Origin of the sequence: Sphingomonas sp. DC5200-1, assembly GCF_049897245.1 — a bacterium.
In the GTDB taxonomy this organism is placed as follows: Bacteria; Pseudomonadota; Alphaproteobacteria; order Sphingomonadales; family Sphingomonadaceae; genus Sphingomonas; species Sphingomonas aquatilis.
Map to the genome: position 1 here is coordinate 371,559 of NZ_JAFCVW010000001.1, position 19,778 is coordinate 391,336.

19 protein-coding genes are annotated in these 19,778 nt (G+C 67.3%); 12 read left to right on the forward strand and 7 right to left on the reverse strand.

The features are described 5' to 3' along the window. Nucleotides 1–30 precede the first annotated feature (30 nt). The 4 genes from ACP7A3_RS01720 to paoC all read left to right on the forward strand — a co-directional run bounded on the left by ACP7A3_RS01720 (nucleotide 31) and on the right by paoC (nucleotide 5,340). A complete protein-coding gene (locus tag ACP7A3_RS01720; RefSeq protein WP_426254744.1) occupies nucleotides 31–1,347 on the forward strand; it encodes an OmpP1/FadL family transporter in 1,317 nt (438 codons plus the stop codon). Between the two features lie 182 nt (nucleotides 1,348–1,529). Then, the gene (paoA, locus tag ACP7A3_RS01725; protein WP_426254745.1) at nucleotides 1,530–2,165 is read left to right on the forward strand and encodes an aldehyde dehydrogenase iron-sulfur subunit PaoA; all 636 of its coding nucleotides are present in this window, start codon (nucleotides 1,530–1,532) and stop codon (nucleotides 2,163–2,165) included. Beyond that, complete coding sequence (locus ACP7A3_RS01730) at nucleotides 2,162–3,124, forward strand: FAD binding domain-containing protein (protein ID WP_426254746.1); 963 nt, start codon at nucleotides 2,162–2,164, stop codon at nucleotides 3,122–3,124. Before paoA ends, ACP7A3_RS01730 begins: the two co-directional genes overlap by 4 nt. Then, on the forward strand, nucleotides 3,121–5,340 hold the full coding sequence (gene paoC / locus ACP7A3_RS01735; protein ID WP_426254747.1) for an aldehyde oxidoreductase molybdenum-binding subunit PaoC: 2,220 nt from the start codon (nucleotides 3,121–3,123) through the stop codon (nucleotides 5,338–5,340). Before ACP7A3_RS01730 ends, paoC begins: the two co-directional genes overlap by 4 nt. Nucleotides 5,341–5,498: 158 nt before the next feature. Here the strand turns inward: paoC and ACP7A3_RS01740 are convergent, their stop codons facing one another. Further along, nucleotides 5,499–8,084, reverse strand: a complete 2,586-nt coding sequence (locus ACP7A3_RS01740) for a M1 family metallopeptidase (protein WP_426254748.1) — start codon at nucleotides 8,082–8,084, stop codon at nucleotides 5,499–5,501. A 131-nt stretch (nucleotides 8,085–8,215) separates the two neighbouring features. On the opposite strand from ACP7A3_RS01740, the gene ACP7A3_RS01745 reads away from it, so the two are divergent. Continuing rightward, on the forward strand, nucleotides 8,216–9,175 hold the full coding sequence (locus tag ACP7A3_RS01745; RefSeq protein ID WP_426254749.1) for an NAD(P)H-dependent flavin oxidoreductase: 960 nt from the start codon (nucleotides 8,216–8,218) through the stop codon (nucleotides 9,173–9,175). An 18-nt stretch (nucleotides 9,176–9,193) separates the two neighbouring features. Here the strand turns inward: ACP7A3_RS01745 and ACP7A3_RS01750 are convergent, their stop codons facing one another. Beyond that, nucleotides 9,194–9,652 carry a DUF1465 family protein gene (locus ACP7A3_RS01750; RefSeq protein ID WP_426254750.1) on the reverse strand — a complete coding sequence of 153 codons (459 nt, stop codon included), beginning with the start codon at nucleotides 9,650–9,652 and terminating at the stop codon, nucleotides 9,194–9,196. Between the two features lie 87 nt (nucleotides 9,653–9,739). Further along, a complete protein-coding gene (locus tag ACP7A3_RS01755; protein WP_017978703.1) occupies nucleotides 9,740–9,937 on the reverse strand; it encodes a YdcH family protein in 198 nt (65 codons plus the stop codon). A gap of 181 nt (nucleotides 9,938–10,118) precedes the next feature. Between ACP7A3_RS01755 and ACP7A3_RS01760 the strand changes: the two genes are divergently transcribed. Beyond that, a complete protein-coding gene (locus tag ACP7A3_RS01760) occupies nucleotides 10,119–10,274 on the forward strand; it encodes a YdcH family protein (RefSeq protein ID WP_017978702.1) in 156 nt (51 codons plus the stop codon). A gap of 84 nt (nucleotides 10,275–10,358) precedes the next feature. Here ACP7A3_RS01760 and ACP7A3_RS01765 read toward each other — a convergent pair whose 3' ends face one another. Together ACP7A3_RS01765 and dksA are read right to left on the reverse strand one after the other, a co-directional pair. Next, nucleotides 10,359–10,709 (reverse strand): PilZ domain-containing protein, encoded by a 351-nt coding sequence (locus ACP7A3_RS01765; RefSeq protein ID WP_426254751.1) that lies wholly within the window; start codon nucleotides 10,707–10,709, stop codon nucleotides 10,359–10,361. 107 nt (nucleotides 10,710–10,816) lie between these two features. Next, nucleotides 10,817–11,251: an RNA polymerase-binding protein DksA gene (gene dksA / locus ACP7A3_RS01770; RefSeq protein ID WP_017978700.1), complete on the reverse strand. Its 435-nt coding sequence runs from the start codon at nucleotides 11,249–11,251 to the stop codon at nucleotides 10,817–10,819. A gap of 437 nt (nucleotides 11,252–11,688) precedes the next feature. Between dksA and ACP7A3_RS01775 the strand changes: the two genes are divergently transcribed. Continuing rightward, a complete protein-coding gene (locus tag ACP7A3_RS01775) occupies nucleotides 11,689–12,630 on the forward strand; it encodes a hypothetical protein (RefSeq protein WP_315461129.1) in 942 nt (313 codons plus the stop codon). Nucleotides 12,631–12,708: 78 nt separating this feature from the next. Here ACP7A3_RS01775 and ACP7A3_RS01780 read toward each other — a convergent pair whose 3' ends face one another. Next, the gene (locus tag ACP7A3_RS01780) at nucleotides 12,709–13,140 is read right to left on the reverse strand and encodes a host attachment family protein (RefSeq protein WP_426254752.1); all 432 of its coding nucleotides are present in this window, start codon (nucleotides 13,138–13,140) and stop codon (nucleotides 12,709–12,711) included. Between the two features lie 90 nt (nucleotides 13,141–13,230). On the opposite strand from ACP7A3_RS01780, the gene serS reads away from it, so the two are divergent. The 4 genes from serS to ACP7A3_RS01800 all read left to right on the forward strand — a co-directional run bounded on the left by serS (nucleotide 13,231) and on the right by ACP7A3_RS01800 (nucleotide 17,349). Continuing rightward, nucleotides 13,231–14,511, forward strand: a complete 1,281-nt coding sequence (gene serS, locus ACP7A3_RS01785; protein WP_426254753.1) for a serine--tRNA ligase — start codon at nucleotides 13,231–13,233, stop codon at nucleotides 14,509–14,511. Between the two features lie 4 nt (nucleotides 14,512–14,515). Beyond that, complete coding sequence (locus ACP7A3_RS01790) at nucleotides 14,516–15,652, forward strand: peptidoglycan DD-metalloendopeptidase family protein (RefSeq protein WP_426254754.1); 1,137 nt, start codon at nucleotides 14,516–14,518, stop codon at nucleotides 15,650–15,652. Nucleotides 15,653–15,728: 76 nt separating this feature from the next. Further along, entirely contained in the window at nucleotides 15,729–16,958 is a 1,230-nt protein-coding gene (tyrS, locus tag ACP7A3_RS01795) for a tyrosine--tRNA ligase (RefSeq protein ID WP_426254755.1), read from the forward strand. A gap of 79 nt (nucleotides 16,959–17,037) precedes the next feature. Then, nucleotides 17,038–17,349 (forward strand): PilZ domain-containing protein, encoded by a 312-nt coding sequence (locus ACP7A3_RS01800; RefSeq protein WP_426254756.1) that lies wholly within the window; start codon nucleotides 17,038–17,040, stop codon nucleotides 17,347–17,349. A gap of 11 nt (nucleotides 17,350–17,360) precedes the next feature. On the opposite strand, the gene recG is transcribed toward ACP7A3_RS01800, so the two are convergent. Continuing rightward, entirely contained in the window at nucleotides 17,361–19,412 is a 2,052-nt protein-coding gene (gene recG, locus ACP7A3_RS01805; protein ID WP_426254757.1) for an ATP-dependent DNA helicase RecG, read from the reverse strand. 72 nt (nucleotides 19,413–19,484) lie between these two features. On the opposite strand from recG, the gene ACP7A3_RS01810 reads away from it, so the two are divergent. Next, complete coding sequence (locus ACP7A3_RS01810; RefSeq protein ID WP_017978693.1) at nucleotides 19,485–19,751, forward strand: succinate dehydrogenase assembly factor 2; 267 nt, start codon at nucleotides 19,485–19,487, stop codon at nucleotides 19,749–19,751. The last annotated feature ends 27 nt before the right edge of the window (nucleotides 19,752–19,778 follow it).

Sequence of the window (19,778 nt, forward strand, 5' to 3'; positions counted from 1 at the left end):
ACTTACCAGTAAGCTTAAGGAAGACCGCTCATGTCCCTGCGTATCAAGACTTCGTTGCTCGCCACTGCCGTCCTCGGCTCGTTCGGTCTCGCCTCGGTGGCGCACGCCCAGGCCTTCTACCTGCAGGAGCAGTCGGCGCGTGGCGCCGGCCGCGCTTTCTCGGGTGAAGTCGCCGACACCGGCCCGCAGTCGCTGTGGTGGAACCCGGCGTCGATCGCAGGGATGGAGCGCGGCGAGGCGGCGATCAACGCGTCGGGCATCCTGCCGCGCGGCCGCGTCGTCAACAACGGCACCGTGGTGTGTCGCCCGGCCGGCGTGTCGTGCGCCAACCCCGCCAACTATCAGCCGGTCGGCGGCGCGCAGGAAGCACGCAACCCGATCGACAAGGGCCTGCTGCCGTCGGGCGCGATCGCTTTGCCGTTCGGCCCGGTCGCCTTCGGCCTCGCGGTGACGTCGCCCTACAGCTTCACCACCGACTACGACAACAACAGCTGGACCCGCTACAGCGCGACCCGCACCAAGCTGATGACGATCGACATCCAGCCGTCGATCGCCGTGGCGCTGACCGACTGGCTGCGCGTGGGCGGCGGTGCGAACGTCGAGCACGTCTACGCCAGCCTGGGCAACGCGCTGCCCAACCTGACCACCACCGCCGACGGCTCGCAGAAGCTGGAAGGCAAGGGCTGGGACATCGGCTGGACCGCGGGCGTCCAGATGCACAACGACTGGGCGACCGTCGGCATCAGCTACAAGTCGCGCATCGAGCATACGCTGACGGGTGACCTGACCGTCGCCGGCCTCGTCGGCCCGCTTGCCGGCCAGAACCGCACGCTGACCGGCGTGCAGGCGAGCTTCTACACGCCTGCGCAGACGATCGTCGGTGCGCGCATCAAGGTGACGCCGGCGCTGACGCTGAACGGCCAGGCGGTGCGCTACAATTGGAGCAAGTTCGACGCGATCCGCCTCGGCGCGCCGCTGAACACCGCGCTGCCCGAAAACTATCGCGACAGCTACAGCCTGGCCGGCGGCGTCGATTATGTCGTCTCACCCAGCCTGACGGTCCGCGCCGGCGTGCAGCGCGCGCTGACCCCGACGCAGGACGGCCTGCGCGACGCGCGCGTGCCGGATTCGAACCGTTGGAACTATGGCGTCGGCGGCACCTTCCAGGTGACTCCGAAGTTCGGCTTCGATCTCGCTGCAAACTATGTCGATTTCGAAGACACGACGATCGACCGTCAGACCGCGGCCTATGTCGGCACCGCGGCGCAGACCAACGTCCTGACCCGCGGCACCCTGCGCGATGCCCATGCGGTCGTTCTGTCGGCGGGCGCGCATATCGGGTTCTGATCCCGCCGCCTATCTGCATCAAAACGTTGCGGGTCCGGGTTCCGGTGGAACCTGGGCCCGTTTCTTTGCGTACTGATGACAAGGGTTTGCTTTGCGCTACGTCGAAACGATAAGGCCTACCCCGCCAGTGGCGTACACCGCGTCGAAAACGTCGGTATGTCAGATGCATCAAGGGGCCTTTGATGAGCGATTACGAACTGTCCATGTCTCGCCGCGGCGTGCTCGCGAGCGGGGCGATCGGTGCGGCGGCGACCGCCATGCCCACTGAGGCGGCAGCCGTGCCGCTCGACGAACGGCCCGCCCCGCCGACGATGCCGGTGACGCTGAAGGTCAATGGCCGGACCAGCCAGGTCGCGCTCGACACGCGGACGACGCTGCTCGACGCGCTGCGCGAACATTGGAAGCTGACCGGCACGAAGAAGGGCTGCGACCATGGCCAATGCGGCGCCTGCACGGTGCTGGTCGAGGGGCGGCGCATCAACAGCTGCCTCAGCCTCGCCGTGATGCACGATGGCGACGAGATCACGACGATCGAAGGCCTCGGCACGCCCGATAAGCTGCATCCGATGCAGGCGGCCTTCGTCAAGCACGACGGCTATCAGTGCGGCTATTGCACCCCCGGCCAGATCTGCTCGGCGGTCGCGGTGCTGGACGAGATCAAGCGCGGCGTTCCCAGCCATGTGCAGGACGACGTCGCCGGCGCACCTGCGCTGACGGCGGAGGAAATGCGCGAGCGGATGAGCGGCAACATCTGCCGCTGCGGAGCCTATTCGAACATCATCGACGCGATGCGGGACGTCGCGGGAGCCAAAGCATGAAGGCCTTCACCTACGAGCGCGCCGACACGCCCGCCGCCGCCGCCCAGGCGGTGGCCGCGCGTCCGGGCGCCAAGTTCATCGCGGGCGGCACCAACCTGCTCGACCTGATGAAGCTGCAGATCGAGGAGCCGGTACATCTGGTGGACGTCAACCGGCTGAAGCTCGACCGGATCGAACCAACCGACAACGGCGGCCTGCGCATCGGCGCGCTGGTGCGCAACACCGATCTCGCTGCGGACGCGCGCGTACGCCGCGACTATGGCGTCCTGACCCGCGCGATCGTCGCGGGCGCCAGCGGGCAGCTGCGCAACAAGGCGACCACCGCAGGCAACCTGTTGCAGCGCACCCGTTGCCCCTATTTCTACGACACCAACCAGCCGTGCAACAAGCGCAAGCCCGGATCGGGTTGTGCGGCGATCGGCGGCTACAGCCGGCAGCTCGGCATCATCGGCACGAGCGATGCGTGCATCGCGACCTATCCCGGCGACATGGCGGTGGCGATGCGCCTGCTCGACGCAAGCGTCGAGACGGTGCAGCCATCGGGCACGACACGCGCGATCCCGATCGCCGACTTCCACCGCTTGTGGGGCGACACGCCGCACATCGAAACGGCGCTGCAGCCGGGCGAGCTGATCACGGCGGTGACGCTGCCCAAGCCGCTCGGCGGAACGCACATCTATCACAAGGTGCGTGACCGTGCGTCCTACGCCTATGCGCTGGTGTCGGTGGCCGCGGTGATCCAGCCCGACGGCACCGGCCGCGCCGCGATCGGCGGCATTGCGCCCAAGCCGTGGCGGACGCCCGAGGCGGATGCCGCGATGCCGCAGGGGGCCAAGGCGGTGGCGAGCCGCTTGCTTGCCGGCGCTCGCCCCACCGCCGACAACGCCTTTAAGGTGCCGCTGGTCGAGCGCACGCTCGCCGGTGTGATGGCCCAAGCCAAGAGCAGGAGCGCCGCGTGAAGTTCGATCAGCCTGCGGGCACCAACCCGATCGACCAGCTGAAGGTCATCGGCAAGCCGACCGATCGTATCGACGGCAAGTACAAGGCCACCGGCACGGCGCGCTACGCCTATGAGCGTCATGACGTCGCCCCGAACGCCGCCTATGGCTATGTCGTCGGCGCCGGCATCGGCAAGGGCCGCATCAGCAGCATGGATCTCAGCGCCGCCAAGGCCGCGCCGGGCGTGCTGGCGATCGTCACCGCGGACACGGCCGGCCCGCTCGGCAAGGGCGACATGAACACCGCCAAGCTGCTCGGCGGTCCGGCGGTCGACCATTATCATCAGGCGATCGCGCTCGTCGTTGCCGAGACGTTCGAACAGGCGCGCGCCGCCGCGGGCCTGATCCGCGTCGATTATGCGCGTGGCAAGGGCCGCTTCGACCTCGACAGCGCGCTCAAGACGGCGCCACTGAAGGGCGACAGCAGCGGTGAAGGCAGTGCCGCACCGCCCGTCGACCGTGTCGGCGATTTCGACAAGGCGTTCGCCGCGGCCCCCGTGACGCTCGACGCGCGCTACGAGACGCCCGACCAGAGCCATATGATGATGGAGCCGCATGCCAGCACCGCGGCATGGAATGGCGACAGGCTGACGCTGTGGACGTCGAATCAGATGATCGCCTGGGGCAAGGGCGACGTCGCCAAGACGCTGGGCATTCCGAAACAGAATGTCCGGCTGATCTCGCCCTATATCGGCGGCGGCTTCGGCGGAAAGCTGTTCGTACGCGCCGATGCGATCCTTGCGGCGCTGGGTGCCAAGGCGGCGGGCCGGCCGGTGAAGGTCGCGCTGCAACGGCCGCTGATGGCGAACAACACCACGCACCGCCCGGCGACGCGCCAGCGCATCCGACTGGGCGCGGGCAAGGACGGCAAGCTCGTCGCGATCGCACACGAAAGCGGTTCGGGCGATCTGCCCGGCGGTGGGCCGGAAACGGCAGTGGCGCAGACCAAGCTGCTCTATGCCGGCGCCAACCGGCTGACGTCGATGCGACTCGCGGTGCTCGACCTGCCCGAAGGCAATGCGATGCGCGCACCGGGCGAAGCACCGGGGCTGATGGCGCTCGAGGTCGCGATGGACGAAATGGCGGAAAAGTTGGGCATGGACCCGGTAGCCTTCCGCATCGCGAACGACACGCAGGTCGATCCCGAAAAGCCGGAGCGCAAATTCTCGCAGCGCCAGCTGGTACAATGCCTCCAGATGGGGGCTGATCGCTTCGGCTGGAGCCGGCGTCAGGCCAAGCCGCGCGCGGTGCGGGACGGCCGCTGGCTGGTCGGCATGGGCGTCGCGTCGGGCTTCCGCAACAACATCAACATGAAGTCGGGCGCGCGCGTCGGCATTGATGCCAAGGGCATCGTCACGGTCGCGACCGACATGACCGACATCGGCACCGGCAGCTATACGATCATCGCGCAGACGGCCGCCGAGATGATGGGCGTCCCTCTCGACAAGGTTCGCGTGCTGCTCGGCGACAGCGACTTCCCCGTCGCCGCCGGATCGGGCGGACAGTGGGGCGCGAACAGCGCGACCGCGGGCGTCTATGCCGCCTGCGTCAAGCTGCGCGAGGCGGTCGCGCAGAAGCTGGGCTTCAACTCGGCCGATGTTGTGTTCGAGGACGGCAAGGTCCGCGCGGGCAATCGCAGTGTGCCGCTGGGTCAGGCCGCGGGCGACGCAGGCCTGTCCGCCGAGGACAGTATCGAGTTCGGCGACCTCGCCAAGAAGGTGCAGCAGTCGACCTTCGCGGGGCATTTCGTCGAGGTCGGCGTCGACGCCTATACCGGGGAGATCCGGGTCCGCCGTATGCTGGCGGTGTGCGCCGCCGGGCGTATCCTCAACCCGAAGTCCGCGCGGAGCCAGGTGATCGGCGCGATGACGATGGGCGTGGGCGCGGCGCTGATGGAGGAACTCGCGGTCGACAAACGGTTCGGCTTCTTCGTCAACCACGACCTTGCAAGCTACGAGGTGCCCGTTCACGCGGACATCCCGCACCAGGAGGTGGTGTTCCTCGACGAGACCGATCCGACGACGTCGCCGATGAAGGCCAAGGGCGTCGGCGAGCTCGGCCTGTGCGGCGTCGGCGCGGCGATCGCCAATGCGATCTACAATGCGACCGGCGTGCGCGTTCGCGAATATCCGATCACGCTCGACAAGATCATCGGCGGGATGGCGAAGGTGGCGTAAGGGTAGAGGGGTCGGTTCGCCGGCCCCCCACACCGTCACCACATCAAGTGCAGCTTGGTGGGCGTTATAGCCCTCTCAGCTACGGAATATTCGGACCGCGTCCGTCATGACGAACCGAGTGAGGCGAAGGCTCGCCCCACCTAGTCGCGATAACCTCGTTACTTCCCTGACTTCAACCACGTCTCCACGGCGGGGCGCAGGCGCTCCGCGGCCGCCTTGCGCACCGCGATGCCCGAGATCACGCGACGCGCCGGCGCACGCGATGTTTCGGGCAGCGTCTGCGCGAAGCTTTCGATCTTCCCCGGCATCTTGGGGTCGGACGAGCCACCGCCCAAACCGACGATGAAGCCCGACCGGCTGCTTTCCTCGATGAAGCCATCGACCAGCGTGTGGTTCGCGACCGCCCAGTCGAACGCCATATCGGGATGGCTGCCCGAGATCGCCCGCAGCAGCGCCGCCTTCTGCGGGGCGGTGAACGTGTCGGTCTTCAGCAGCGCCAGCGCGCGGGTTGCGACCGCATCGTCCTCTGCCGCGCCGAGCAGCGAGACATACCGGTTCTTGGTGACCGGATTGGTTTCCGCCTGGGTCAGCGCCAGCAGCGCATCCCAATCGGCGGGCGTCGCATAGGTGGCGAAGGTCGACAGGACCGGTGCGCGGATGGCGGGCGGGATCGCGGTCGGGTTGGTCTTGAGCTGCGCGACATAGCTGCGCGCCTGCGACAGCACCTGGCCGTCGCCCGCCGCGCCCAGGCGATAGACGAGCGATTCGCGCAGGTTCGTCACCAGCGGCGACTCGCCCGGCTGCGCCGTCATGCCGATGCTCCGCAGAACGGGCCCGAGGATCGCGACCGTGCGATTGCGCAGCGCCGTCTCCAGTGGCGTGCCCTCGTACAGCCCGGCGAGGCTGCCGAGGCGTCCCGACACCAGCTGCCATTCGAGCGGATCGGCGCCCTCGCCCACCCGGCCCATCAGCGCGAAGAAGCGCGACAGGTCCTGATAGCCCCCCGCCGCCAGCGCATAATCGTCGGCGAGGGTGCCGAGGCGGTCCTTCAGCTCCAGCCGCGTATAGTCGCGCACCAGCGCGTCGTGCGCCGGCTGGTCGTACATCACGCGCGTGTAGCTGCCCTTGCCCTGGTTCAGCACCAGCGTGCCGCAGCCCTTGACGCTGACCTTGGTCGCGGGGCCGGTGACGATGGTGCGCGTCTCACCGCCGCCGAGCGTGCCGACGACCATCGGCACCTTCCACGTCTGCGGCTTCTTCGACGCCTCATCCAGCCCGAAACGGCCCTGTACCAGCGTCGCCTGCGTCATGCCGCCGACGCACTGCGCGTTCGACAGCGTCACCAGCGGCACGCCGCCCTGCAGCGTATAGCCGTGCGCGATCTCCGCGACGGGCTGCCCCGCCGCGGCGGACAGTTCCGCCCACAGCTGTTCGGTGACGGTGTTGCCGTATTTATACTTTGCCATGTAGCGGCGGATGCCGTCGCGGAACTTGTCCGGGCCCAACGTCGATTCGAGCATGCCGATCACGGCCTGCCCCTTCATATAGGTGATGCCGTCGAACGCCTCGCCGATCTGGTCGACCGTCTCGATCTTGCGGATGATCGGATGCGTGGCCGAGGTCGCGTCGATGCTCATCGCCGCCTCGCGGTCGCTCATCACCGCACCGGCTTCCGCATTCCAGTCGGGGTTCAGATCGGCGGCGGACTTGTTCTCCATCCACGAGGCGAAGCCCTCGTTCAGCCACAGATCGTCCCACCAACGCATGGTAACGAGGTCGCCGAACCATTGGTGCGCCATTTCGTGCGCGACGACGGTGAAGATGCGCTGGCGGCCGCTTTCGGTGGCACGCTTGGGATCGAACAGCAGTTCGGGTTCGAAGTAGAAGATCGCGCCCCAATTCTCCATCGCGCCGAAGAACTGGCTGGAGCCGGGGCCGGCGATCATGTCCATCTTCGGCAGCGGATAGGGCGTGCCGAAATAGCTGTTGTAATAGCCGAGCAGCCGCTTGGCCTGCGCCAGCGCGTAATCGCCCTGGTCCGCGACGCCGCGACGCGTCACGACGCCGATCTCGACATTGCCCGCCTGCACCGTCTTGCGATCCAGATCACCCATGCCGAGGTACAGGAGGTAGCTCGACATTACCGGCGTTTCGGCGAAGCTATACAGCTGCGTGCCGTTGGCCTGCTTCGTCACCGACGTTGCCGGCATGTTGGAAATGCCGAGCTGCCCCGCCGGCACCACCGCCTTCAGCTTGAACTTCGCCTTGAACGCCGGCTCGTCCCACATCGGCGCGAAGCGGCGGGCGTCGGGGGCCTCGAACTGCGTCGCGAGCATGCGCGCCTTCGACCCGTCCTGATTGGTGTAATCGATCGCGAACAGGCCGGCGGCGGACTGGTTGATCTTGCCGCTCCATGCAAAACCGACGGTGTGACGGCCAACGGTCGCGGCGGCGGGCAGCGTCAGCACGAGCTGCTGCTTGTCCTTGTCGAGCGCGAAGCGCACAGCCTTGCCGTCGAGCGTCGCCGACGTGACGTCCAGGTCGGCGGCGTTGAGCGTGATCGTGCGGGTCGCCGCCTTCACGTCCACGGTGACCGTCTCGGTGCCGGTGAAGGTCATGGCCTGCGCATTCGGCGTCACGGCGATATCGTACAGCACGGGCACGACATCGGTCGGCAGGCTGCCTGCGGCGAGCGCAGGCGCAGAGACGGTCATCGCGAGAGCGGCGGCGACGGCGAGTTTCATGGACTGGTAACTCCGGATACAATGTTACGTCCCGTCTGACGCCTTTGCGCGCGCGCCGCAAGCGCCGTCGTGCTGGACAGGCGGATAGGTTTCGCTAGACAACCGATCATACGAAGAGGAGCCGCCCGACCATGACGACGCCCACGCTGTTCGACCGCCTGCGCCTGCCCGTGATCGGTTCGCCGCTGTTCATCATTTCCGGGCCGGAACTCGTGATCGCGCAGTGCAAGGCGGGCATCGTCGGATCGTTTCCGGCTCTCAATGCCCGGCCGCAGGCGTTGCTGGACGAATGGCTGCACCAGATCACCGAAGAGCTTGCCGCGCATAACCGTGCGCACCCGGATCGTCCCGCCGCGCCGTTCGCGGTCAATCAGATCGTCCACAAATCGAACGACCGGCTGGAAGCCGACCTTGCCACCTGCGCCAAGTGGCAGGTGCCGATCGTCGTCACCTCGCTGGGCGCGCGCGAGGACCTGAACACCGCGGTACATGGCTGGGGCGGCATCACGCTGCACGACGTCATCGACGATCGCTTCGCGCGCAAGGCGATCGAGAAGGGCGCGGACGGGCTGATCGCGGTGGCGGCCGGGGCCGGCGGCCATGCGGGGCGCCTGTCCCCCTTCGCGATCATCCAGGAAATCCGCCAGTGGTTCGATGGACCGCTGGCCTTGTCGGGCTCGATCGCGACCGGCGGTGCGATTCTGGCGGCGCAGGCGATGGGCGCCGACTTCGCCTATATCGGCTCACCCTTCATCGCCACGACCGAGGCGAATGCCGCGCCCGATTACAAAGCGTCGATCGTCGCGAGCAAGGCGGCCGACATCGTCTATTCGAACCTGTTCACCGGCGTGCATGGCAATTACCTGCGCAGCTCGATCGAGGCGGCGGGGCTGGACCCCGATCATCTGCCTGAGGGCGACCTGAAGACGATGAACTTCGGCGGCAACAACGGATCGAAGGCGAAGGCCTGGCGCGACATCTGGGGATCGGGCCAGGGCATCGGCGTGATTGATGCGGTGGAGAGCGTCGCCGACCGCGTCGATCGCTTCGCGCGCGAATATGCGGCGGCAAAGGCGCGGATCGCCGGCTGATCCGGCGTCGCGTTGCGGTCAGAAGGCCAGCGCCAGCCGATCCTGCAGGCGCTGGACCGGGCTGGGGGCGACCGCATCGACTTGCGCCGCATCCAGCAGACCGACGCGGCGGTGCAGGTTCGCGCTCGCCTCTACCAAAGCGCGGGCACGCTGCGGCAGCGCCGCGACCAAGTCCGCGTCGAACTGCGGCGCGTGGCCCAGCCGTCGGTTCCCGTCGAGCGCCTCGCGCGGCTGCATCTCCCCCGCATCGATCGCACGCTGCGTCAGCAGCCAGGCGATGACGTGCATCAGCCGCGTCGTCACCTTCAACGACTCGCACGAAAAGCCGACACGGATCAGCGGGTCGAGCGCTTCCCGCTCCAGCCGCCCCGCCTCGTCGAAATAGCTGCGCGCTTCGTCCGCCAGCAGCATCGCCTCCGTATAGAGCGAATCGATCAGGCGACGATGAATGCGTGATTCGGAACGGCTGCCAGTCATGCGTTCACCGGTGGCATAGCGCGCGCCGCCTGCCCAGCCGCCGTTGCTGTCGATCCTGTGCCAAAACGGAAAAACACCGCCGGCGGCTCAGGCGATGATGTCCGGGATCAGCTGGTCTTCGCATAAGGCGATCTCGTCGCGGAGCCGCAGCTTGCGCTTCTTCAGCCGGGCGAGCTGCAATTGGTCGGGCGTCGCGCTGGCGCCCAAGGCCGTGATCGCCGCGTCGAGATCACGGTGCTCGGTGCGCAGCTGTTCCAGGCGGGCGATGATCTGCGCGTCGTCCATGGTAAAACCCCCTGCCACCACCCTGCGGCCCGCTTTGCCCCTAGCGCAGCCGGACGACCAACCCAAGTCGTCGCATCATGCCCCTCGGCTAATCGCGTTCAACCATTTTCGGTGACGACTTTTAGGATGTTCGGTGGTTTACTCAGTCCCCCAACACGCATGCATCAGGAGGTACACCGAAATGCAGACGACGCATCAACAGGCACTGGAAACCAAGCATGCCGCGCTCGACCGCCGCATCGCCGACGAATCCCATCGCCCGATGCCCAACTCCGCGATCCTCACCGACCTGAAGCGCCAAAAGCTGAAATTGAAGGAAGAGCTTACGGGCCTGTAGAGCCTGACGCCATTCAGCCCCTCCCCAACACGGAGGGGCTTTTTGCAGGGGCGATACGTCGACGGGAAACGCCCGCCGAGAACCTTAGGCCGCAGCGACCTCGTCGCGCACCAGCGCCGGATCGATCGGGGCGTCGAACGCGATCCCCATCCGTCCTGCGGTACACCAGGCGACCTTCCCCGCGACCGTTCCCAGCCCCGGCATCTCGAGCCGCACCAGCGATCCCGGCTCCCTCAACACACCGCAATCGACCATCACCCCGCCCGGCGACAGATTGCGCATCCGAACCTCACGATCGCAATGATCGCCGTGCAACCATAGACGCGCCGGGAGCAGCAGGCTTTCGCGCGGCGGCTGGCGCGGCGGCACGATGCCGCCGTCGACAGGCCCGGCATCGTCGGATGCCGTAAGAGACGCGTGGAAGAGGCTGTCCATATCCGGTGCCCTCGTCATGATCGGCCGGGAAACTCCCACCGCATGCCGCCCCGAATCTTACCAGAACGTAAACGCCGGCGCATCGCAGCGCCCCGGCCGGCGTACGATCAATCCTCGCGCGAAATCTTTTCGTTACGCTCGTGGCGCTCCTGCGCCTCCAGCGTCATCGTCGCGATCGGCCGCGCCTCCAGCCGGCCGAGGCTGATCGGCTCGCCGGTGACTTCGCAATAGCCGTATTCGCCCTCGTCGATGCGGCGGATGGCGGCTTCGATCTTCGACACCAGCTTCCGCTGGCGATCGCGGGTGCGCAGTTCGATCGACCAGTCCGTCTCGCTCGACGCACGGTCGGTCAGATCGGCTTCGCGCAGCGAGTCGAGCTGCAGCTGGTTCAGCGTTCCGGCCGCGTCCTGCAGGATCGCGTCCTTCCAGCGGAGCAGCTTGTTGCGGAAATAGGTCTGCTGGCGAAGATTCATGAACGGCTCATCGGGGCTGGGCCGATAACCATCGTCGCTCCAGTCGCCGGCGTCATTCGCGGGCAACATGTCGGCATTCCTGTCGTGTACGCGGCTTACGTGCGTTGCCATGCCACTCTCCCTCCGGTCCCTGAACTTGAACCCGGGACCGCCCCCATATTGGTGAGGCGCCTATAATCGCGGCTGAACGGAACCACAAGCGATGCGAGTTACCGAATCGATCGCCAGCACGAACTTTTATTGCGAATGGGACCAGAACGGTTGCAAGTCAGCGACTAAGCTGCGTTACGGTCGGAACGCGATTGCGAAACCCACCGCTGTTTCACTCTGGTACGTTAACCGCGAATCAGATGGTGCAATCTCAGCGAAGCACTGCAAAAGCAGCGAATTGCTGGTTAACAAACTTGCACTTAACGGTTTGTTTTGCGTTGAATGGCATAGGCGGCACTCCGTTGCTGCGACACGACGATCCGGGCCGCAGGGACCGGCAATGAAAGAGAGACCCGATGTCCGTACGGATGGCTTTGGCGAAATTGTGCGCATGCGCCTGTGGCGGTGCGTTGATCGGCGGTGGCGCCGTCCACGTCGCCGAACGTCCCAGCCGCCCCGTCTACACCAAGCAGGTCAAGAAGCGGGTGGTCGCGCATCGGCAGGTCGCCGCGGTCCAGCGTAAGGCCGTGCGCCGTCGCGTGGTGACCACGACGACGACCGCGGCCTGCGCACCAGCCGTGGTGACGGTCGCCAGTCAGGCGGCACCCGTTCCGGTGCCCCTGCCCGCGTCCGAAGGCTTCGTAACCGGCGGCGGTGGCGGCGTGCCTGTGGTCGTCGGCGGCAGCGGCGGCTGGGGTGGCGGCGGCGGTGGCTTCTTCGGGGGCGGCTTCTTCGGCGGCGGATCGTCAGGATCGTCGGGCAGCATCGTGATTTCGTCGACGTCCAGCGGCGGGTCGAGCTCGACCAGTTCGTCCAGCAGCTCCTCGTCGTCCGGCAACGTGTCGAGCAGCTCGTCGGGGAACGTATCGAGCAGTTCGTCGACCAGCAGCTCCACGGGCGGCGCGAACGTCGTCGTCGACAATCAGAACAACAATAACAACAACAACCAGAACAATAACACGAACCAGAATTACAACGAAAACAACAACAACAATAATAACAACAACAATCAGAGCCAGAATCAGGGCCAAGGCCAGAACCAGGGTCAGGGTCAAAACCAAGGCCAGGGGCAAGGTCAGGGCCAGGGACAAGGCCAAGGTCAGGGCCAATATGGTTCGAGTTCGAAGGGCTGGAGCTCCACCGGCGGACCGCCGCCGCCCCCGCCGCCGCCGGGTTCGACCGGATCGTCGGGCGGCCCGCCCGCGCCGGTGCCCGCGCCGCCGATGGTGCTGCTGTTCGGCGCCGCTGCCGCCGCTCTGGTCGCCCGCAAGCGCTTCGCCAAGCCGCAGGCGGCCTGATCCGAAGCCCGGTTCCGGAATTCAAAAAAGGGGCTGCCGAGTGATCGCCCGGCAGCCCCTTTCTTGTTGGGTGGTTCGTCAGGCGGACCGCAGCGCCTGCTCGATATCCGGCACCGGATGGCCGGTCAGGTCCTTGGCCAGCTCGCCCGCAAGCCGGTTGCTGACCTCCTTGTGATAATGTTTGCGCAGCTCGCCCAGCGTCTTGGGCGGGGCGACGATGATCAGCGATTCGAAATCGTTGCCGAGCGCGCGGCGCTTCAGCATGTCGGCCGTCTCGGCCGCGAAGCGATCCTCCTCCTGCTGATGGAAGTCCGTTTCGCCCATCGTGCCGCCTTGCGTCGAGGAGGCCTGGCCGGCGGCATCGGTCTTCTGGTCGCGATCGGCCGGGTTCACCTTTTCCTCGGCATGCTCGACCTGAAGATTGGGATAGTCCGCATCGCCCTCGTTGCGGAAGAACAGCGCCTTGCGGCCGTCGGCGACGAGCACGAAGGCATTGTGGGGGACCTGCATCGGGGCTTCTCCTGATCGTTGCTATCCCCTGCTCAACGCAGCCGAGGCGGGCGGGTTGCCGCCTGACGCGCGGCGGGGCATAGCCGCGCCATGCACGATATCCGCGCCATCCGGGACGATCCCGCCGCCTTCGACGCCGCCTTGGCCCGCCGGGGCGCTGCCCCCCAGTCCGCCGACCTCGTCGCGCTGGATGACGCGCGCCGCGCTGCGATCGCCGCCGCCCAGGGCGCGCAGACCCGACGGAACGAGCTGTCGAAGGGCATCGGTCAGGCCAAGGCGCAAAAGGATGAAGCGCGCGCGCAGGCACTGATGGCCGAAGTCGCGGCGCTGAAAGAGGCGCTGCCCGGTCTCGAAGCCGCCGATGCCGAAGCAGGCCTCGCGCTCGAACGCGCGCTGGCCACCATCCCCAACCTGCCCGCCGCGGACGTCCCCGACGGCGAGGACGAGGCGGGCAACGTCGAACAGACGCGCTGGGGAACCCCGCGCGCGTTCGACTTTACGCCGCGCGAACATGCCGACATCGGTCCGGCGCTGGGCATGGACTTCAAGACGGGCGCCGATCTGTCGGGCGCGCGCTTCACGTTCCTGCGCGGGCCAATGGCGCGGCTGCACCGGGCGCTCGCCCAGTTCATGCTCGACCACCAGACCGCCGACAACGGCTACGTCGAGTGCAACCCGCCCGTACTGGTCAACGACCCGGCGATGTACGGCACGGACAAGCTGCCCAAGTTTGCCGAGGACTCGTTCCGCACCACCGATGGCCGCTGGCTGATCCCGACCGCCGAGGTCAGCCTGACCGCATCGGTGATGGGCCAGATCCTCGACACGCTATCCGAACCGATGCGGCTCACCGCCCATACGCTCTGCTTCCGCAGCGAGGCTGGCGCCGCCGGACGCGATACGCGCGGGTTCATCCGCCAGCACCAGTTCGAAAAGGTCGAGCTGGTCAGCATCTGCCGTCCCGAGGACAGCGACGCCGAGCATGAGCGTATGACGCGCTGTGCGGAAAGCGTGCTGGAGGCGCTGGACCTGCCCTATCGACGTATCCTGCTCTGCACGGGCGACATGGGCTTCGGCGCGCGCAAGACCTTCGACCTCGAAGTATGGCTGCCGGGCCAGCAGGCGTGGCGCGAGATTTCGTCCTGTTCGAACACTGGCGATTTCCAGGCGCGGCGGATGAACACGCGCTACCGGGCGGAGGGGGAGAAGGCCCCGCGCTTCGTTCACACGCTCAACGGGTCCGGCCTTGCGGTCGGGCGTACGCTGGTCGCGGTGCTGGAAAACTATCAGCAGGCGGACGGATCGGTCGTCGTGCCCGCGGTGCTGCGACCCTATCTGCGCGGGCTGGACCGGCTGGAACCGCAGGGCTGATCGGATGGCGCGGGGTCGGACCGTCACGGGGGTAGCGCTGGCCGGACTGATGCTGTCGGCGTGTATTCCGAGCGTCGACGACATCTCGGCCGAGGCCCCGCCCCCGCCCCGCCCCGCCTATCCCGGGGCCGCCGCCTACCCGCCGCCCGAACCTGCCGCGCGCTATCCTGAGCAGGACGCCCCGCAACCCTTGCGCGAGGAAATGCCCCCTCCCTCGCGGCAGGTGGCGATGCCCACCACCGCGCGCCCGGCATGGGAGGCGCGGCCCGTGACGCCCGACGCGCAGGTGGTCGCGACCCAGAGCTATACCGTCGCCCCGGGCGACACGTTGCGCCGAATCGCCGAGCGCACCGGCGCCAGCGCAGAGGCGATCGCGCGCGCCAACGCGCTCGAACCGCCCTTTGCGGTGCAGACGGGGCAGACACTCACCATTCCGGGCGGCCGTTATCATCTGGTGCGGCAGGGCGAGACGGGCATCGCCATCGCCCGCGCCTATGGCATCGAATGGTCGCGGATCGTGGCCGCCAATGCGCTGGAGGAACCCTATATCCTGCGGGCCGGCCAGCGTATCCTGATCCCCGGCGATCCCACGCAGGCGCCCAGCCTGGCCGAGCGCGCCGCCGCCTTCCGCCTCGACATCGACGACATCCTGACCGGCGGCGAGCCGACGCCCGCCCCCCGTCAGGCGCCCGCGCGACCCGTCGCCAACCCGCGGCGCGTGCTGCCGCCGACGGAGGTCGTCGCAGCGCCGGCGCGCCTGCAAGGTGGTTTCGTCTGGCCGGTCGACGGTCAGGTCGTCCGCCGCTTCGGCCCCGGCCGCAGTGGAGAGCGCAACGACGGTATCAAGATCGCAGTGCCGGTGGGCACAGCGATCCATGCGAGTGCCGACGGCGTCGTCGCTTATGCCGGCGACGGGATCGCGGCGCTGGGCGGCCTGATCATCATCAAGCACGGCGGCGGCTGGACCAGCGTCTATGGCCACGCCAGCAAGCTGCTTGTCCAGCGGGGCCAAAGCGTGAAGCGGGGACAGACGATCGCGCTGTCGGGCGACACCGGCCTTGCCGACCGCCCCGAGGTGCATTTCGAGCTGCGCAAGGGGCGTACGCCCGTCGATCCGCTGAGCCAGCTGTCGGGGCGGTAACGCGCGATCCCCTCGTCCTGCGCGGGATAGGCGCAGGACAGGTGACGTGCGGCCTTCGGCTTGCTAACCGCGCGCCATGACCTACCAGTCCGATCTGCTGAACACGCTCGCGACGCGCGGCTACCTCCACCAGCTCACCGATGCGTCCGCGCTCGATGCGCTTGCGGCGAAGCAGGTCGTGCCCGGCTATATCGGCTTCGATCCGACCGCACCGTCGCTGCACGTCGGCAGCCTGGTGCAGATCATGCTGCTGCGCCGGCTGCAACAGACCGGGCACAAGCCCGTCGTGCTGATGGGCGGCGGCACCGGCAAGATCGGCGACCCCAGCTTCAAGGACGAGGCCCGCAAGCTGCTCGCCGAGGACGGGATCCAGGCCAATGTCGCGTCGATCAAGCGAATCTTCGAACGCTTCCTGACCTTCGGGGACGGCCCGACGGATGCGATCATGCTCGACAATGCCGAATGGCTCGATGCGTTGGAGTACATTCCGTTCCTGCGCGACGTCGGCCAGCATTTCTCGGTCAACCGCATGCTGAGCTTCGATTCGGTGAAACTGCGGCTGGATCGCGAACAGTCGCTGTCCTTCCTCGAATTCAACTACATGATCCTGCAAGCCTATGACTTCATGGAGCTATCGCGCCGCTGCGGCGTGCGGCTACAGATGGGCGGCAGCGATCAGTGGGGCAATATCGTCAACGGGATCGAGCTTGCCCGCCGCATGGACGGCACCGAGGTGTTCGGCGTCACCACCCCGCTGCTGACGACCGCATCGGGCGAGAAGATGGGCAAGACCGTCGCTGGCGCGGTGTGGCTGCACGAGGATCAGCTGCCGCATTTCGATTACTGGCAATTCTGGCGCAACACTGACGATCGTGACGTGGGCCGGTTCCTGCGCCTGTTCACCGACCTGCCGCTGGACGAGATCGCACGGCTGGAGGCACTGGAAGGCGCCGAGATCAACGAGGCCAAGAAGGTGCTCGCCAATGAGGCAACGGCTATGTGCCGCGGTCGCGCCGCCGCCGAGGAGGCGGCCGATACCGCTCGCCGCACGTTCGAGGAAGGCTCCAGCGGCGCGGCGCTGCCCAGCGTCACGGTCGCGGGCGGATCGATCAACGTCGTCGATGCGCTGATTGCGCTCGGCTTCGCCAAGTCGAAGGGCGAGGCGCGTCGCCTGATCGCCGGTGGCGGCGCCCGCATCGGCACCGACAAGGTGAGCGACGAGGCGCTGATGATCGCTGTCGGCGAAGACCCGGTTCGCCTGTCCGCGGGCAAGAAGAACCACGGTCTGCTCGTTCGGGAACAGTAAGCAAGCGTAAACGGTTACTCTTCTATCGCTTCAGTCCGGAATGGTCACGGCCACGTCCGGGGCGTGAGGAGTACCGGCCATGTCGCAAGCCCCGTCCCACCCGATCGACGGCCGTGCCGAGCCGCGCGACGAGGTGCATCATCGATGCCGTGCCGTGCTGACCGATCGTCGGACGCTGTCGGTGCTGGCGGTGAACCTGTCGCCGCAGGGCGTGATGATCCGCAGCGATGCCGAGGTAAGCGTCGGCGAATGGCTGCGCGTGACGCTGCCCGTGGTCGGTGAGATGCAGGCGGCTGTGCGCTGGGCGCTTGGCGGCCGGATCGGCTGCCAGTTTGAAAAGGCGATACCGGCGAACCAATATCACGCGGTCCTGGGCGCGATGCAGGGCTGAGGCCCGCGCCTTTACCCCGACCGCAGCAGCGCCACGCCGGCGTCGCGATCGAACAGATACAAGGCGATCCGCGCTGCCTGTCCGCGCGGTCCCTCCAGCCCTCCGTCGCGATCGATCAGCAACCGGGCGTCGTCCTGCGCGCAGTGGAGGAGGTCGCTGAGCATCTCAGGCAGCGCCAGACGAAACGTTACCTCACCCGACTGACGCGTGCCGAGCAATTCGCCGCCGCCGCGCAGGCGCAGATCCTCTTCCGCGATGCGGAAGCCGTCGTTCGTTTCGCGCATCAGCGCGAGCCGCGCACGCGACGTCTCGCTGAGCGCCGCGCCACGCAGCAGCAGGCAGCGCGACAGGCCGCCGCCACGCCCCACCCGACCGCGCAGCTGGTGGAGCTGGGCAAGGCCGAAGCGATCGGCATGTTCGATCACGATCAGCGTGGCATTGGGCACGTCGACCCCCACCTCGATCACCGTCGTCGCGACGAGAACGGACAGGCGATTGCCGGCGAACGCCTCCATCACCGCATCCTTTTCGGGCGGCTTCATCCGGCCATGAACGACGCCGATCTTGTCCCCAAAGCGCGCGCGCAGCGATTCGGCGCGCATTTCGGCGGCGGCGAGGTCGCTCTTCTCGCTCTCCTCGACCAAGGGGCAAACCCAATAGGCCTGGCCACCGTCGGAGATATGGCGGCCGATCGCGTTGACCACCTCGTCCAGCCGATCCTCGGACACGACACGCGTTTCGATCGGTTCGCGGCCGGGCGGCATTTCGTCGAGGCGGCTGACGTCCATCTCGCCATATTGGGCCAGCGTCAGCGTGCGCGGGATCGGGGTCGCGGTCATCGCCAGCAGGTGCGGCGGCGCCTTACCCTTGGCTTGCAGCATCATCCGCTCGGCGACGCCGAACCGGTGCTGTTCGTCGACCACCACCAGCGCGAGGTCGCGATAGCCGACCGCTTCCTGGAAGATCGCGTGCGTGCCGACGAGGATGTCGATCTCGCCGCTCGCCAGCGCCATCAGCGTCGCCTCGCGCGCGCGGCCCTTGTCGCGACCGGTGAGCACGGCGATGTTCACGTCGACGCCCGACAGCAATTTGCGCAGCGTCTCGTAATGCTGGCGTGCGAGAATTTCGGTCGGCGCGAGCATCGCACCTTGCGCGCCGGCCTCGACCGCGATCAGCAGGCTCATCGCCGCGACCAGCGTCTTGCCCGACCCGACGTCGCCTTGCAGCAGGCGCAGCATCGGCGCGGTCTGCGCGAGGTCGCCCTCGATCTCGGCGATGCTGCGCGATTGCGCGCCGGTGGGACTGTAGGGCAGCCGCACTTGGTCACGCAAACGGTGGTCACCGACCAGCGCCCTGCCCCGCCGCTTGCGCGTGTCCGCCCGCACCAATGTCATCGCCAGCTGGTTGGCGAAGATCTCGTCATAGGCCAGGCGCTCGCGCGCCATCTTGTCGGCCGGGTCGGCGTGGATGCGGGCGAGCGCGTCGCGCCAGTCGGGCCAGCCGCGCTTAGCCTTCAGGCTGGGGTCGATCCATTCGGGTAGATCGGGCGCCCGCTCGATCGCCTGCGCGGCGAATCCGGCAAGGCGGCGGGACGTCATGCCTTCCGACAGCGGATAGATCGCCTCGCGTTCGCGGAACGGTTCGTCGGGCTCGCCCAGATCGGGGTGGATGATCTGCAGCGTCTCGCCATAGCTTTCCAGCTTGCCCGACACGCGGCGCGGCTCGTTCAGCGGCAGCAGCTTCTTCACCCAGCCCGACGACCCGCCGAAATAGACGAGGGAGACGTAATTGCCCTTCGCATCGGTCGCCTGCACGCGCGTCGGGCCGCGACCGGTGCTGGTGCGATAGTCGCGCGGGGTCACCGTGATCGCAATGATGCGACCGGCGTCGGCGACGTCCAGCTCTTCGCGGGGCAAGCGATCGATCCAGCCGCTCGGCAGATGAAAGGCGACGTCGACCACGCGCGCCAGCCCCAGCCGGTCGAGCGGCTTGGCGAGCGCAGGCCCCACGCCTTTCAGCGCGGTGACCTCGGCGAACAGCGGATTGAGGATGGCGGGACGCATGACTACATGACCCCTCTAGCCTACCCGACCGATGCCGTCAGCATCCGCCGGGCTATTCGTATTGGATGACCTATGGATCACGCCACCCGCTTGAAGCGCCTGAAATTCCGCGCCTGGCATCGCGGCACGAAAGAGGCGGATCTGATGATCGGCGGCTTCTTCGATGCGCATGGCGCGGGGTGGACGCCCGAACAGCTCGACTGGTTCGAGGCGCTGTTGGAGGAACAGGATGTCGATATCATGGCCTGGGCGATCGGATCGATGCCCTGCCCGCCGGAATGGGAGGGCGACATGATGATGCAGATGCGCTCGCTGAGCTACGTGCCGGTGGCGGAGTGAGAGCGGACTGAGCTCGCCCCACACCCT

Excerpts from the sequence above, each read along its gene's own strand:
- ACP7A3_RS01755 (WP_017978703.1), bottom strand. The coding sequence starts at position 9,937 with ATGGACGACGCGCAGATCATCGCCCGCCTGGAACAGCTGCGCACCGAG.
- ACP7A3_RS01745 (WP_426254749.1), top strand. The coding sequence starts at position 8,216 with ATGACGACGCCCACGCTGTTCGACCGCCTGCGCCTGCCCGTGATCGGT.
- ACP7A3_RS01765 (WP_426254751.1), bottom strand. The coding sequence starts at position 10,709 with ATGGACAGCCTCTTCCACGCGTCTCTTACGGCATCCGACGATGCCGGG.
- ACP7A3_RS01790 (WP_426254754.1), top strand. The coding sequence starts at position 14,516 with ATGGCGCGGGGTCGGACCGTCACGGGGGTAGCGCTGGCCGGACTGATG.
- ACP7A3_RS01760 (WP_017978702.1), top strand. The coding sequence starts at position 10,119 with ATGCAGACGACGCATCAACAGGCACTGGAAACCAAGCATGCCGCGCTC.
- ACP7A3_RS01800 (WP_426254756.1), top strand. The coding sequence starts at position 17,038 with ATGTCGCAAGCCCCGTCCCACCCGATCGACGGCCGTGCCGAGCCGCGC.
- dksA (WP_017978700.1), bottom strand. The coding sequence starts at position 11,251 with ATGTTGCCCGCGAATGACGCCGGCGACTGGAGCGACGATGGTTATCGG.
- serS (WP_426254753.1), top strand. The coding sequence starts at position 13,231 with ATGCACGATATCCGCGCCATCCGGGACGATCCCGCCGCCTTCGACGCC.
- ACP7A3_RS01720 (WP_426254744.1), top strand. The coding sequence starts at position 31 with ATGTCCCTGCGTATCAAGACTTCGTTGCTCGCCACTGCCGTCCTCGGC.
- recG (WP_426254757.1), bottom strand. The coding sequence starts at position 19,412 with ATGCGTCCCGCCATCCTCAATCCGCTGTTCGCCGAGGTCACCGCGCTG.
- ACP7A3_RS01775 (WP_315461129.1), top strand. The coding sequence starts at position 11,689 with ATGTCCGTACGGATGGCTTTGGCGAAATTGTGCGCATGCGCCTGTGGC.
- ACP7A3_RS01740 (WP_426254748.1), bottom strand. The coding sequence starts at position 8,084 with ATGAAACTCGCCGTCGCCGCCGCTCTCGCGATGACCGTCTCTGCGCCT.
- ACP7A3_RS01750 (WP_426254750.1), bottom strand. The coding sequence starts at position 9,652 with ATGACTGGCAGCCGTTCCGAATCACGCATTCATCGTCGCCTGATCGAT.
- tyrS (WP_426254755.1), top strand. The coding sequence starts at position 15,729 with ATGACCTACCAGTCCGATCTGCTGAACACGCTCGCGACGCGCGGCTAC.
- ACP7A3_RS01810 (WP_017978693.1), top strand. The coding sequence starts at position 19,485 with ATGGATCACGCCACCCGCTTGAAGCGCCTGAAATTCCGCGCCTGGCAT.
- ACP7A3_RS01730 (WP_426254746.1), top strand. The coding sequence starts at position 2,162 with ATGAAGGCCTTCACCTACGAGCGCGCCGACACGCCCGCCGCCGCCGCC.
- ACP7A3_RS01780 (WP_426254752.1), bottom strand. The coding sequence starts at position 13,140 with ATGCAGGTCCCCCACAATGCCTTCGTGCTCGTCGCCGACGGCCGCAAG.
- paoA (WP_426254745.1), top strand. The coding sequence starts at position 1,530 with ATGAGCGATTACGAACTGTCCATGTCTCGCCGCGGCGTGCTCGCGAGC.